Consider the following 13,682-nt stretch of genomic DNA (forward strand, 5'->3'; position numbering starts at 1 on the left):
TGCGACTGATGACCGTCTCACGTAGTCTAGCTTTATGTCCAAACAAAAAACGCATGCCTCATTGCCAGAGGCCTTGCGTTTTTTTGTGTAGTCCTTACATCGTTTTCTCTTGCTGCTCAGCTTTTCCTAGACGATCCTGGAATACCTGGCCCAATTGACCGATGTCAACTTCCCATTTATCATCCTTATAATAAACGGTGGCTTTGGTTTCCCCTTTTTTCCCTACGATTCGAATGTTAGATGTTCGCACCTCATAAGTGCCATCTGGCTGAAATGTGACGTCCGCATATTTCAGCTCACTGTTGAGCACAGGAGTAATCGTTTTATCAACCACTTCTTGTGTAGCCACAACTGCTTGACGCCCCATTTGGATGACTTCATCAGGCGTGAATTGAAAAAATAGCACCAGCACAACCCCGATGATTGCTGCGAGTGAAATAATCCGAATCAAGCTGCGAACGACCCATTGCGCAAGCAAAATTACCACTATGATACAGACTACAACCGGCCAGTAGTCTTTTACGAGTTGAAGAGCTTGCTCCATCCTCACCACTCCTTCACCATTTCAGTCTCGCCAAGAAAGGGCAGTGCCTAATCATAGCAAAAGCGAAAAGGGATTGTTCCGTGAATCAGGACTCGGATATGTGAGAGTACTCCGAGCTGATTCCGCAAAAAAAACCGCTGCAATAATGCGGGCGGCCCCTCCTGGGAAAACTTTCACGCTTCCCAATTATACAACATTCGACATCTCTGCGAAAAATCCTGCCAGAAGAAAAAAGATGATGTACAGAAAATTATAGAGCTCATTATGAAAGTGTGGTAGGCAAAAATGAAAGGTCGACGTGCAAAATGCTGTACTCAACATTCTCACGCCAACCTTTTAGTGATCAGACGTCAGCACCTCGTATACCGTCCCGACCTCGTCACTCTCGCACTTGCCTTTATACGCTCACGAGCAAGCTCATTCAAGATTTTGTAGGAAACTCTTTCTGTAATTTCAGCGAGCAGCGTAAAATTCAGTTCGCTTTGAGAGGCAACACCATCGACCTGGGTGGTTCGATGTCGTTCTCGCGCTTTTATTGGAAAGCTCTACTCTTTAGTTGCCGGTGGTGTTTTGCAGACCTTTGGCATAGTACTCTTCCTGGATATGCTCTGGCACCATGCTTCCTCCTGTCGCCCAGACGATATGAGTCGCGTTTTTCAGCTTACCTGCAAGGCCCTGCTGCTCGATATAGTTTTGTCCTGCCTCTTGTGTAAGCAAACGGACAGGCCCTGGCATTCCGGCCAAGGCAGATGGCTCCAGTCGAACGGATTCGCTATCGCGCAGCGCCCGCAGCAACGTATACAGCTCCCCGTCAGCAACGGTATAAATACCGCTGAGCAGCGGTTCCATTACCTTTCCGACAAAGCGAGAAGGACGACCAACTGCCAATCCATCTGCATCTGTCTTGTTGTCGATGCCAAAATCTTGGACGGCTAGCCTATCGTGGAGCCCAGTCATCAGGCCGAGCAGCATGCATGGAGAATGGGTCGGTTCGGCAAAAAAACAATGGACATTGTCGCCATAGACAAGCTTCAGCCCATACGCGACACCCCCTGGTCCGCCCCCTACACCGCACGGCAAGTAAACAAACAGCGGATGCTCGCTGTCCACTGTAATTTTCTCCTCCTCGAGTTGTTTACGTAGCCGTTCTGCTGCGACTGCGTATCCGAGAAACAAGCGCTTGGAGTTTTCATCATCGATAAAATAGCACTGTGGGTCCGCTTCTGCCTGTTTTCTTCCCTCTTCCACAGCTTTTCCGTAGTCGGATTGGTATTCCATCACCTGTACACCTTTTGATCGAAGCAGCTCCTTCTTCCATGTCTTGGCGTCTGCCGACATGTGAACCGTAACTTGGAAGCCTAGCTTGGCACTGATCACCCCAATGCTCATCCCTAGATTCCCCGTCGAGCCTACAGCAATGGAATAACGGGAAAACAACTGACGATACTCATCGGAGGCAAAAACGGAGTAGTCGCCATCTGATGGCAGCATGCCGTGTTTTAGGGCCAATTCCTCCGCATGCGCCAATACCTCATAAATGCCTCCCCTTGCTTTGATCGAGCCAGCGATTGGCAAGTGACTGTCGCACTTCAGCCATAACCTGCCGGGGATCTTCATCCGGAAGCGAGACTCCAGGTATCCTTTCATCTGCTCGATCGCCGCGAGAGGAGACTCGATCAACCCGTCGGCACCCTCTGTCTCCGGAAAAGCCTTCTGAATAAAAGGAGCAAAGCGTCGCAAACGCTCTTCTGCATCACGTACGTCCTCTGTTGTCACAGATAGGGTAGCCTTTGCGAGTTGATCATAGCTGGGATTTGTCCAAAAAACTTCTTCCGTCTCGATCATTTTCACTAGCAACGGATACTCCATTTTCCACTGCTCGATCGTTTGCCCCTCGACTCTCACACTGTTTTCCATCGTAACGAAGCCCTCCATCCTGCATTTGGAATCCCTTGACATGAGAGAATATTCCGTATCTTCCTTCGTCAAAAGCTGTATATGTCAACGAGACTTGTCCTCTGTATGATAGTGCAACCAGAACAGTGGAATCAACTCCTAAACGACGAAAAAACAGACATGGGAGATTTCCTTCTCATGAATGGCATATTTTACAAAGTTTCGCAACGATTGCTATAATAGCAACAATACAAACTTGCTTTAGGAGATTGCCCAGTCATTATCTTCCCTATCTTGACGTGGGAGTGGATGCTCTGGCAAAAGGAGAATAACCAATGGAAATTAGAAAACTGGCTCCACACGAAAAAGCCCCCATGTACTTGTTGCTGCTTGCTGACCCCTCGGAAAAACTCGTGGAAGAGTATTTGCAAAGAGGCGATTGTTATGTCGCTACAAAAGGAGACGATATCGTCGGTGTCTACGTCCTCATACAAACCAGACCGGATACGATTGAGCTGGTGAACGTTGCCGTCGATGAAGCTCAGCAAGGACGCGGTATTGGCAAACAGCTGGTTCTGCACGCGATTGAAGTGGCAAAAGCGTCCGGCTATAAAACCATTGAGGTCGGGACAGGAAATTCGAGCCTGGATCAACTGGCGCTCTACCAAAAATGCGGATTTCGGATGACGTGGATCGATAAAGATTTCTTCATCAGACATTACAGTGAACCGATATACGAAAACGGCATCCAGCTCTTTGACATGGTTCGTCTCTCCCAGGATTTATAGAGGCACGCCCGAAAAACGAAGAACCCTGATTTTCCTACTCCTGTGTAGAAAAATCAGGGCTTTTTTCAGTTTCCTTGCTTTTTCACATACCCCATAAAGCCGTGCAGTGTCCTGACAAAATCGCTTCCGCTCAAGTGGCCGAGACCGCCATGCGCACAATCCAGCTCGTTGTATTGCGTGATGCGATCCCTGCGGATACTCGGTCCGTAAATGAGCACTGGAACCGGATCTCCAGTGTGCTCTCCTACCTCGCAAGGCGTCGAATGATCTGCTGCCAAAGCCAGATACGCATCATCAGGCAGCTGCTGGGCAATCATTCCTACCATTTGATCGAAAAGCTCAATCGATTTTGCCTTCTCTATCGGCTGGTTATCGTGCCCCATCAGATCAGGCGCTTTTACATGCACATACACCATGTCCTTTTCTTTTATTTCCTGAATCGCTAGACGTGCCTTCAAGGCGATATCCGTATCGATGTTCCCCGTCATAGCGGGATCGGTAAACGTTTGGAAGCCCGCGAGCTGGGCCACTCCCAATACCGTGCTTTCACCAGCGATACAGCTTCCTGTCATTCCTAGCTCTTCGGTGATCGGCTTCAGATCGACCATCTGCCCCGCTCCTCTGGTCAATATAAAATTGGCGGGCAGCTTGCCTTCTGCTATGCGCTGCAAATTGACGGGATGCTCCGACAGAATGACATGGGTTTTTTGCAGAAAGAGATTGAGCAGAGAAGCGGTATGTGCTGCTTCTCTGGAATCATCCAGCGGTTTTATCGGCAGATACGGTTTGCCGTCATTCGGTGCTTTCGGATCAGAGTCACTGACTCGATCACTCAAACCACTTCCCCGCAAAATAAGGACTGCCCGATGCTCGGTCGCCTGCTTGAAATGAACTTCCACACCATCCGCAAGCTCCATTCCCTGAATCACAGTAGCAATTTCATCGGTTTTCTCGCGAATGCGCTGGGCACGACGATCGAGGACAATTCCTTCCTCATTTACAGTAGCAAAATTACAGCGTAGGACAATATCCCCCGGCTTGACATCCATCCCGACTCCCAGCGCTTCAATCGGTCCACGGCCCGGGTATTGCTCAGGCTGATACCCGAACAGGATTAAATGTCCCATGTCTGTACCGACTGGAATCCCGGCACTGATCAAATTCATCATCCCCGTAATGCCTTCAGCAGCCAGCCGATCCAGATTTGGTGTGTGCGCGTATTCCAAGGGAGTCTTGTTGCCCATGAGCGGATGCGGACGGTCACCTACACCGTCTGCAATAGCGACAATTACTTTTCTTTGTAACATACATCCTCCTACTGTTATAATCCCAGCACCTTAAACCAGGTAAAGTAAGCCAGGCTGATTATCGAAGCGCCGATGAAGCAGGTAACAATGGCGTACTTGACCTGATCCAGTACGGAAAAATAACCGGTTCCAAAATAGATCGTATTCACTTTCGAATGCGGCGGCAGCGTAATTGTATACGTCATCGTCATGGCAGCAGCCAAAGCTATTGGCACCGGGTCCAAGCCGAGCGTCTTCGCTAGGGCAATAAAAGCTGGTATCAAGATCGTCACTCGCACCGTTTTGCTCGTAAAAATGAGGTGGCTATACATACTCAGGAAGATAACCACCACGGCAACCATGGCATGGCTCATCTGTTCCAGCCCCAATGTGCTGACCACATTTTTGATAATCCATTCCGCGCCCTTTGATTTATCCAGCGCGTTTCCTACCGCATACGCACCCGCGGCGAAGATCATAAGCTCCCATTTGATATTCGTGTCTTTCCAGGTCAACAGCCCCACTCTTGGTAGTAAGCAGAGCAGTGCTGCCAGTACAGCAGTTTGTTCCGTACTGATTTCAAAACCGAACCAATCCTTGTGATAGTCTCCAGTCGCCCACAGAATGACCGTCAGGATGAAAATGATCGTAGCTTTTTTCTCATCTTGTGAGAATTGATCTAACTTTTTCAATTCATCATGCAGCGTTCCCATCACTTCCTGGAAATTCGATTCATCCTTGATCGAAAATAGCTTAAATCCTATGAAAAAGGTGATAAGCATCGTGAGAATCGCTGTAGGCATGGACGCCAGCAGCCAATCCATATAGCCAATCTGTCCACCCGCCAGCTCATTAATAAACCCGACCGCGATAATGTTACCCGAGGTCGCTGTCATGACACCGGAAGTCGCAAGGGCATCTGCTTGCACGCCCTGGAGCATCATCACTCTACCAAGATTGCTTCTTCCCGGAATTGCCTTGTAGACCTCGAGCAGAATCAAGCAAATGGGCACCATGAGTGTCGCTCTCGCTGTCGTAGAAGGTACGAAGAATGCCAAAATAAAGTTAATCGCAATTAAAACCAATAACGTCATTTTCGGCGTTTTACCGAATTTCGTTACCATCCACAAAGCAAATCTACGACCCAGATTGGATTTGATCATGGCGGAAGTAAGAATAAAGGCGGAAACCATCAACCAGATAACATCAAATCCTAATGTACCAAAGACAACTTCCTGATCTTCTACTGCACCAATCAAAGGCAGCAAAAGAATTGCGATGATGGACGTCAAGTAAATCGGAATAGGAGTGGTTATCCAGAGCACTAGCGCCCCTGTAAAAATAGCAATTGATTTTTGGGCTGCCGGCTCCATTCCTTCTGGAGTAGGCATGAACAATAGCAATAGCATGAAGATGATAGCGATGGGTATTCCCCACTTTTTCATCCGTTCCTCGAATCTACTTTTCTTTTTGTTAGGTGGTCCTTTTCCTTCCTTGTCAGTGGCTGCCAGATTATCACTCATGTAAATCCCCCTCGCACCATGAAATGTATACGATTTCATCTTATTCAACCACATATCATAAAACAATTTGATTTATTTTCAATAATCATAAGATAATGTTATTGTTCGTGAGATTTGATATAATTCGAAAAAAGAGCCCAATCTGATCAGAGAAGGAGACGGAAACGATGAATCTGACAAAGCTGCAAGCCTTCCTCACTCTCTCGGATTGTCTAAACTTTACCGAAGCCGCGGAGCTGCTCTACTGCTCGCAGCCCGCCGTCAGTATGCAAATCCAGAGCCTGGAACGTGATTTAGGTTTTCCGCTTTTTGATCGCATCGGCAAAAAGCTTTACTTAACTACGTATGGCGAGCATTTTAAACCGTATGCCGAGCAAATCATTAATCTCTACCACTCTTCAAAAGAGCACATAAAGCAGCTGGATAACCTGGCTGCTGGTACTCTCTCTTACGGGGCGAGTAATTTTGTTGGAGTCTACTTGCTCCCCACTATTCTTGGCATTTTTACGAAAAAGTTCCCCGGCATCAAGGTCAATATGAATATTACCTCCTCCAGCCATTTGCTAGACATGCTGGAGGCAAGCAGAGTCGAGTTTCTCATACTCTCAGACCGCATCCCAATTGATGAAACACGCTTTCAATCGAAAACGTTCTATCAGGATGAGCTGGTTCTCATCGCGAGTAGTGAGCATCCACTGGCACAAAAAGAGCAGTGTACGTTGACTGATCTGGTCCATGAAACCTTGATATTAAAACCGAACAAATCGGCTACACGCGTATATTTGGAAGGAAAATTCAACGAGTATGGCATAAGCTTTCCACACTTTATGGAGATCAGCAATCTAGAGGCGATCAAACAAGGGGTTATCCATGGTCTTGGCGTGTCGATTGTTTCGAGATTTGCGATCAGTCAGGAAGTTAAGCATGGTTTACTCGTGGAGATTCCAATAACAGGGGTGCAATTTCTCAGGGGAATTCGTTACGTGTTCCATCGAGGGAAGCATCTCTCCCCAGCAGCGCAGCAATTTATCACGCTGCTGGATGAGCGTAATGAGACCACAAACGAAAAGAAGCTGCCGACGATTTGACCGTCAACAGCTTCTTTTCATTTGTCTGATTTTTTACTTTGCAGCAACAGCACCAGCCGCTCTCAGTTGCTCATTCATTATGAGAATCTTACTGAGTTTAGTGCCGTTTTTCTTGTCTAACCTTGGCATCATTGGGATCATGTATGTCACCTCCCTTCTCCATTCCTTCGTTTAATTCTGTATTTGTCCTCTAGTCACTCTATTCAGGTAGCTCTGTAGTTGTTGGAATTCACTACAATATATATTCTCCATTCCATAATTGCCCACATGCTGACCACTTACTTGTGCAAATTTGGAGTAGAGGCGATTCAGATACACATTCTGCTCCTGTGCTCGAAATTGAAACAGCTTCACATGCGTATTCTCTCTCGCAATTTGATTAACCAAATAACACAATCCCGTTACAAACGTCCGGGTGCTTCGATATTCTTTCGACACGATTACTGATTCCACAAATACAATCTCTCCAGCAGGATCGTGTTGATGTTCCTTATTGACATAGCCGTAATGCCCCCAGCCGATGATTGCGTTTTTCGGATCGAAAATCAAAATGATGTGGGATTGATCGATCGAATCAAGAATATGAAACAAGGTATCGCACAAGGTAAATTCCACGCTGAAATCCTGTCGATTGCGAACAAAATATAAGGTGAACTGGGCATAGTCTTCGGCACTTACACAGTTTCTAAATGTCGCGGGCATGGCTTAGTACCTCCGTTGTTCTACGTCCCTTCAGTGTTTCCCTAACGTACTCATCGATTTTTGGATTGCTCGCTAAAATGTACTGGAGTACTTTGCGCTGCAAGGATACGCAAATACACGGCGTCAGAGCTGTAATGGTAGCGGTTCTCGGAATATGATCGAGTAGAGCAATCTCTCCGAAATGATCTCCATCCTCCAATACAGCCAATTGGATTGAACCATTTTCTGTTTCGGCCGTGGCTTTGGTGACTTCTACTCTGCCCCTTACAATGACATAAAACTTCTCGCCTTTTTCCCCTTCACGAATGATCGCCTCACCCGTTGAAAAAGCTTCTGTTTGAAATAGACCAGCGATATCATCCAGGACAGATTGATCCACGCCACGAAAAAAAGGAAGTCTTGAGAGTCGCTCTCCATCAATCGTAGCTTCCTTGCCGCTCTCGGAAATGGATAGACCATGTTGCTTTTCCCATAGTTCCTTATAAAAGCCTCCATGCGAGATCATTTCATGATGACTTCCACGATCGACCAGCTTCCCTTTGTCAAAGACAAAAATTTGATCCATTTCTGTAATCGATGCGAGCCTGTGTGTAACGGAAATGACTGTCCTGTTCTGTGAGAGTTCATGGAACGTTTGGTTCAGAGAGGACTCTGCGATTGGGTCTAAGGCGGAAGTCGCTTCGTCCAAAAACAAAATCAATGGATTTCGCAGAATGGCTCTGGCAATCGCAATCCTCTGCCGCTGTCCACCTGAGAAATTACTGCCCTCATCCAGCACTTCTGACTGGTAACCATCTGGCAGGCTCGTAATATATTGATGAATTTCCGCCATTTTTGCGGCTTCCACGACCTCTTCCAAGGTAGCGGTAGCACAGCCCACGCGAATGTTTTCCAAGATCGTCCCTTTGAATAAAAAGTTATCCTGAAAAACTATCCCGATTCGTTCTCGATACGTCCCCTGATCCACGTCTTGCATATCGGTACCGTTGATTCGAACCTGTCCGTAGTTCGGATGATAAAAACCAATCAACAGCTGGAGCATAGTGCTTTTTCCAGAACCACTCGAACCGACGAAAGCGACTTTTGATCCGAATGGTATATCCAGTGTAATTTGCTTGAGTACAGGTTGATTTTCATCATATCCAAAGGTCACATTTTCTGCCGAGAGTACTATTTGCCCACCGTCGTTTTCGCCCGTGGCATGAACTGAGCCTGCCTTTCCCTTTGGTTGATCGAATACTTGCGCAAGGCGCTCCAGGCTGACAGATGCCTCCGTAACGGCCGGTATCGTATAGGTCAGGTTAAAGACCGCATTTCCCATGGAGGTGTACATCGTGAAAAAGCCGACCAGAGCGCCAACAGTAATATAGCCTTGCAGCGCCAAATATGAACCGAAAGCGACGATTGCGAAGTTGACAAGAAGCAGGCTTGCCAATGGAAAGCGTTCCAAACGAGCATCCATTACCTGTTTGTGATAATTCGCAATCGAGAAAGCTTGCAGCCTCAATTGAAATTTTTGAATCATTGATGCCTGCAAATGATAGCCTTTGATTACCTTTTGGGCTTTCATATTTTCATTGACGTCACTCACCAAGAGGCCAACCTGCTCAAAGTATTGATTATTTGCCTCTGCCGCTCTTCTGTTCAGGAAGTAAGGTCCGGTAAAAATGATGAAGGCCCCTACTACTATCAAAAGCGCCATTCTCCACTCCAACGTAAACAAGACCGCTGTACTGAACACGACCACGACAAGTGACTGAATTCCCGTTGTAAGCACCACGGACAAGGCGCTTTCAATCGCCGGTAAATCAACGGTGAAATGCGAGACCAGTTCCCCTGACCGCTTTTTTTGAAAATACCCAACATGTATGTGCTGCAGGTGTTCGAATAAGCGCTTTCGCAAATCTGTTTGGACCTTCGTGATTATTTTGGCGAGGGCTACATCACTAACTAGTCCGGAGGAAATACAAATTACTGCGCAGATTCCAAACACAGTCAAGAAAAGGTAAAAGTATTGGAAATCTCGAGGTTCGATTGCGTTGTCGATAATGTACTTAAAGCTAAGGGGCGCCAAAGAGACGAAAGCAAGATCGAGTAAAAGGGTAAATAAAAAGAGGGCTGTCAACCTTTTATACGGTCTGATGTAAGTAAGCAGATTTTTAATAACGAAGATCATCTAGTAGTCTCCTTCGAGCTAGCAATAAACCTTTATTGACGAATTCTCCCTATGTACGTGAGCAGATCGGATGGCGAGCAGCGATATTCGTCCAGCATCCCATGCTCGGTGTGGGCAGATGCTGTTTTTATAGCTATTTTCACAAAAAGCTTTTGTAAGTAAGCATCCGCAGGGGCCCAGAAACGCAATTCTTTTACTTCCCTGTCCAATTGTTCGAGGTACTCTGTAAAAAAGTGAAGAGCTCGAGCAAAAAGAAGGGTTCCCCTATATTGGTCCGCTAAAAAAATTACTTGGATTTGTACGATATCAGTATCTTCATACTCCTTTTCTCCCGTTCCATAGATGCAGCCAAATGCTCCGACTACTTCATCATCGTCATTGAAACAGAGAAAGGATTCATGGGTCATCAAAATAGGACTGACAATATAACTTAGTGCCACGGGGAAAGCATATGGCAGCCGCAACTGCTCGTAATGCTCCAATAGAAATTCAACGTATTTCTGCTGATAAAACTCTGAAGCACAAATCGAAAAATAATAGCTCATGTTATTTCTACTCCCTCAGTCTTTCAATAGCCAAAGCTGTCGTATCTCCCTGACATCTTATTACCCTTTTTGTCAGTAGTTCGAAACGTACAGTGGGACTTAGGTACCAGAACCTACATTCTTCTTCTCCTTTTCCCCTCCTGTTCCTTCTTCCTACAGTATAACGGGAAAACGATTTACAAAGATGTGATCTATGCCACATTTCCCATTTTTTTTTTGCAAAAAAAGATAAAGAACGGAGTCGGTGAAAGCAAAAAGGGATAAGGCATCGGATATTTCCTGATAGCCCTACCCATTTCTCATATCCTGCGTTCTTCGAATTGCTTGCTTATACTGCTGGACGCGTCTTCCAAAATGCCTAGAAAAACGACTGTCACTATATCTTTATTTCACCATTCCACAAAATCTCACTGCCGTTTGCACATAGATTTCTACTGCCTGTACAAGCTGTTCGACAGCAATTCGTTCATTTTTTGCGTGTGAATAGGAAATATCCCCTGGCCCGCAAATGACAGTCGGTATCCCTAGATAATGCGAGAGCAATCCACCGTCAGTCCATCCTCTTCGCGTGGACATAGTAGGGGTGCGACCTGTTACATTTGTAATCGATTTGGTTAAGGTAGAAACGACCTCATCGCTCGGATCCGTCATCATCGGAACATGAGCTAGCTTCGTCATCGCGTTCTCCTCCATGAATGTTAACTCAGCGCGAAATTCAGGATCTTCTGCTGCTAGCTGATCGATTACTGCTTGAATCTCGACGGTCACCTGGTCCAAGGTCTCCCCTGGTAAGTATCGTCGGTCAATCTGAATCTTACATTTATCGGCAACCGTGCTAGGCTGAGTACCTCCCTCGATTCGACCATAGTTGAGAATGGATGGGCCTGTATACGGATTGAAACGCTCCTGTAATTTAGGGCCTAGCTCAGCATCCAGTGCAGTGATTAATTTCGTTGCATTTCTTATCGCGTTGATACCTTGTTCAGCTACCCCACTGTGCGCAATTTTGCCATGTACGATCAGTTCGATCCACTCTAGACCACGATGTCCGATGGCAAAGTCAAAATTGGAGGGTTCCCCTACAATCGCCCCATCCGCTTTGAATCCTTGCAGGACAAGTGATTCTGTCCCCTCACTTCTTCCTTCCTCTCCTACTACCGCCGTAAAAATGAGATCACCCGCCAGTGCGATATTTGCTCGCTTGCATACGACAAGAGCCATGATCATCGCGGCGACGGCTCCTTTCATGTCCACCGCACCTCGACCATGTATGTAACCGCCCTCGAGGAATCCCTCGAACGGGGCAAACTCCATTTCATACGCTGGCACCGTATCTACATGACCATTTAACAACAGTGATTTTCCATTGACTGGATCCTGACCACGATAAGTCGCAATGATGTTGTAACGTTGGTCCTCCACAGGCGAAATCCGATACTCAATCCCATGCTTGTCCAAAAATCTGCAAATGTAATCTAGTACATGTTTTTCCCGCAATGGCTGGTTCCAATCGCTTGGAATGCGTATCATCTCCTGGGTTAACGTAACCACTTCTGCTTCAGTAAACCATTCTGCGATTCTCTCCATCCTTGTCGTCTCCACCTTGCCCCGATGATTTCTTTTCTTACACGCCTATTAACACAGCAATTACCAACGCGAGTGCAGCAATGACACTCCAGCCTATAATCAGCTTCCAAATAAATGTAAACCAACGCTCGTACGGGATTCCGCCAACCGCGAGATAGCCCATTAACGCGCCGGAAGTTGGGATAATAGAGTTGCTGATCGCATCACCATATTGGAAAGCGAGAACAACCACTTGACGACTGATCCCTACCAAATCAGCAATTGGCACCATAATTGGCATCGTTGCTGCTGCTTGACCACTACCAGATGGGATAAACAAATTAAGGACCGACTGGAATCCAAACATAGTCAGAATAGTTAGTAATTCGGAGAAGTTGGAGAGTGAATCGGCCATCGTCGAGATTACGGTATCAATGATCTTTCCTTCTTCCATCACGACGGTAATCCCACGTGCAAATCCGACAACCAATGCGCCGAATGTGAGTGCTCTCGCTCCTTCAACAAACGAATCAAAAATCCGATTAATCGTTAATTTTCCAATCATACCAGCCAAAATCCCCATTATCATAAAGGAGGCTGCCAATTCCTGGAGGAACCACCCCCACTTGAATACACCAAACACGTTAAATGACAATCCACCGATCAATATGAGAAAGACAATGAAATGCCGAGCATTCAGTTTTTGCACTTCCTCCGTCTTTAGCAACTGACCTTCTGTCTTCGCTTTCAGCTCCAAGTCTGCAACCACACTCTGTAAAGGATCTTTTTTCACCTTGTATGCATAACGCATTACGTACCAGATACCAAATGACAAAATCGCCAGATAGACACACGTACGGAATACTAAGCCAGAAAAGAGCGGTACTTCAGCAATCGACTGCGCGACTCCAACTGTAAACGGATTCAACATTCCCCCAATAAATCCACTCGCCGCTCCCAGCGTAATCATCGCAGTCCCTGTTATGGCATCAAAGCCCATTGCGCGTGCCAACAAGATTCCAATCGGAACAAAGATAATACTCTCTTCTGCCATCCCGAAGCTAAATCCGCCTATAGAAAAAAGAAACATGGAAGCTGGAATCAAAAGCTTCTCGCGGCCTTCTAACTTTCCTACTGCCTTTCCAATCCCTGCCTCAATCGCTCCAGTAGCGCGAATAATACCAAAAGCCCCACCGACAATAAAGATATAAAAGATAATGGAAGCCCCTTTTTCCATCCCTATTGGAATAGCTTTAAAGATTTCAAAAAAACTGACTGGGTCTGGTTCCACAGTCTTGTAGCTGCCTGCCACGACGATGGTTTTACCAGAGATTTTGTCCTTACTACGTTCAAATTCTCCTGCTGGAACCACGTAGGTAGCCAGCGCTACCAAAACGATGATACAAAATAAAATGGCGTACGTGTGTGGAACCTGGAATAACCTCTTCTTGGACGTATTGTTCATTTACTCATCCTCCTTGAATCTTTTCATCACCATCCTACATAAGCAATCGTCGTGCCAACCTACAAGTTCCAGAAAATTCGTGAAAACTGCATCAAAAATTTAT

The 13,682-nt window shown here is 46.3% G+C and carries 11 protein-coding genes; 2 read left to right on the top strand and 9 right to left on the bottom strand.

Translation table 11 applies throughout. The features are described from left to right. Window positions 1-94 precede the first annotated feature (94 nt). Window positions 95-544 (bottom strand): hypothetical protein, encoded by a 450-nt coding sequence (locus tag SB752_RS04250; RefSeq protein WP_410714484.1) that lies wholly within the window; start codon window positions 542-544, stop codon window positions 95-97. 552 nt (window positions 545-1,096) lie between these two features. Beyond that, window positions 1,097-2,461: a D-serine ammonia-lyase gene (gene dsdA, locus SB752_RS04255; protein ID WP_410714485.1), complete on the bottom strand. Its 1,365-nt coding sequence runs from the start codon at window positions 2,459-2,461 to the stop codon at window positions 1,097-1,099. A 314-nt stretch (window positions 2,462-2,775) separates the two neighbouring features. Here dsdA and SB752_RS04260 point away from each other — a divergent pair, with 314 nt between their 5' ends. Continuing rightward, complete coding sequence (locus SB752_RS04260; protein WP_410714486.1) at window positions 2,776-3,228, top strand: GNAT family N-acetyltransferase; 453 nt, start codon at window positions 2,776-2,778, stop codon at window positions 3,226-3,228. 65 nt (window positions 3,229-3,293) lie between these two features. Here SB752_RS04260 and apgM read toward each other — a convergent pair whose 3' ends face one another. Both apgM and SB752_RS04270 read right to left on the bottom strand, forming a co-directional pair. Then, window positions 3,294-4,535, bottom strand: a complete 1,242-nt coding sequence (gene apgM, locus SB752_RS04265; RefSeq protein ID WP_410714487.1) for a 2,3-bisphosphoglycerate-independent phosphoglycerate mutase — start codon at window positions 4,533-4,535, stop codon at window positions 3,294-3,296. A 14-nt stretch (window positions 4,536-4,549) separates the two neighbouring features. After that, complete coding sequence (locus tag SB752_RS04270) at window positions 4,550-6,037, bottom strand: SLC13 family permease (protein WP_410714488.1); 1,488 nt, start codon at window positions 6,035-6,037, stop codon at window positions 4,550-4,552. Between the two features lie 167 nt (window positions 6,038-6,204). Here SB752_RS04270 and SB752_RS04275 point away from each other — a divergent pair, with 167 nt between their 5' ends. Next, entirely contained in the window at window positions 6,205-7,125 is a 921-nt protein-coding gene (locus tag SB752_RS04275) for a LysR family transcriptional regulator (RefSeq protein WP_410714489.1), read from the top strand. A 171-nt stretch (window positions 7,126-7,296) separates the two neighbouring features. Here the strand turns inward: SB752_RS04275 and SB752_RS04280 are convergent, their stop codons facing one another. From SB752_RS04280 to SB752_RS04300, 5 genes are all read right to left on the bottom strand, one after another. Then, window positions 7,297-7,827 (bottom strand): GNAT family N-acetyltransferase, encoded by a 531-nt coding sequence (locus SB752_RS04280; protein WP_410714490.1) that lies wholly within the window; start codon window positions 7,825-7,827, stop codon window positions 7,297-7,299. Next, window positions 7,811-10,003, bottom strand: coding sequence for an ABC transporter transmembrane domain-containing protein (locus tag SB752_RS04285; protein WP_410714491.1), 2,193 nt, complete (start codon window positions 10,001-10,003; stop codon window positions 7,811-7,813). Before SB752_RS04285 ends, SB752_RS04280 begins: the two co-directional genes overlap by 17 nt. Window positions 10,004-10,035: 32 nt before the next feature. Beyond that, window positions 10,036-10,548 (bottom strand): hypothetical protein, encoded by a 513-nt coding sequence (locus SB752_RS04290; RefSeq protein WP_410714492.1) that lies wholly within the window; start codon window positions 10,546-10,548, stop codon window positions 10,036-10,038. A gap of 384 nt (window positions 10,549-10,932) precedes the next feature. After that, window positions 10,933-12,135: a M20 family metallopeptidase gene (locus tag SB752_RS04295; protein ID WP_410714493.1), complete on the bottom strand. Its 1,203-nt coding sequence runs from the start codon at window positions 12,133-12,135 to the stop codon at window positions 10,933-10,935. 37 nt (window positions 12,136-12,172) lie between these two features. Continuing rightward, window positions 12,173-13,579, bottom strand: coding sequence for a YfcC family protein (locus SB752_RS04300; RefSeq protein WP_410714494.1), 1,407 nt, complete (start codon window positions 13,577-13,579; stop codon window positions 12,173-12,175). Window positions 13,580-13,682 lie beyond the last annotated feature (103 nt).

Source organism: Brevibacillus sp. SIMBA_040, assembly GCF_046535075.1.
Taxonomy (GTDB): domain Bacteria; phylum Bacillota; class Bacilli; order Brevibacillales; family Brevibacillaceae; genus Brevibacillus.

Coding starts and splice junctions, on each gene's coding strand:
- SB752_RS04280 (WP_410714490.1), bottom strand. CDS start 7,827: ATGCCCGCGACATTTAGAAACTGTGTAAGTGCCGAAGACTATGCCCAG.
- SB752_RS04260 (WP_410714486.1), top strand. CDS start 2,776: ATGGAAATTAGAAAACTGGCTCCACACGAAAAAGCCCCCATGTACTTG.
- SB752_RS04275 (WP_410714489.1), top strand. CDS start 6,205: ATGAATCTGACAAAGCTGCAAGCCTTCCTCACTCTCTCGGATTGTCTA.
- SB752_RS04300 (WP_410714494.1), bottom strand. CDS start 13,579: ATGAACAATACGTCCAAGAAGAGGTTATTCCAGGTTCCACACACGTAC.
- SB752_RS04295 (WP_410714493.1), bottom strand. CDS start 12,135: ATGGAGAGAATCGCAGAATGGTTTACTGAAGCAGAAGTGGTTACGTTA.
- SB752_RS04250 (WP_410714484.1), bottom strand. CDS start 544: ATGGAGCAAGCTCTTCAACTCGTAAAAGACTACTGGCCGGTTGTAGTC.
- SB752_RS04285 (WP_410714491.1), bottom strand. CDS start 10,003: ATGATCTTCGTTATTAAAAATCTGCTTACTTACATCAGACCGTATAAA.
- dsdA (WP_410714485.1), bottom strand. CDS start 2,461: ATGGAAAACAGTGTGAGAGTCGAGGGGCAAACGATCGAGCAGTGGAAA.
- SB752_RS04270 (WP_410714488.1), bottom strand. CDS start 6,037: ATGAGTGATAATCTGGCAGCCACTGACAAGGAAGGAAAAGGACCACCT.
- apgM (WP_410714487.1), bottom strand. CDS start 4,535: ATGTTACAAAGAAAAGTAATTGTCGCTATTGCAGACGGTGTAGGTGAC.
- SB752_RS04290 (WP_410714492.1), bottom strand. CDS start 10,548: ATGAGCTATTATTTTTCGATTTGTGCTTCAGAGTTTTATCAGCAGAAA.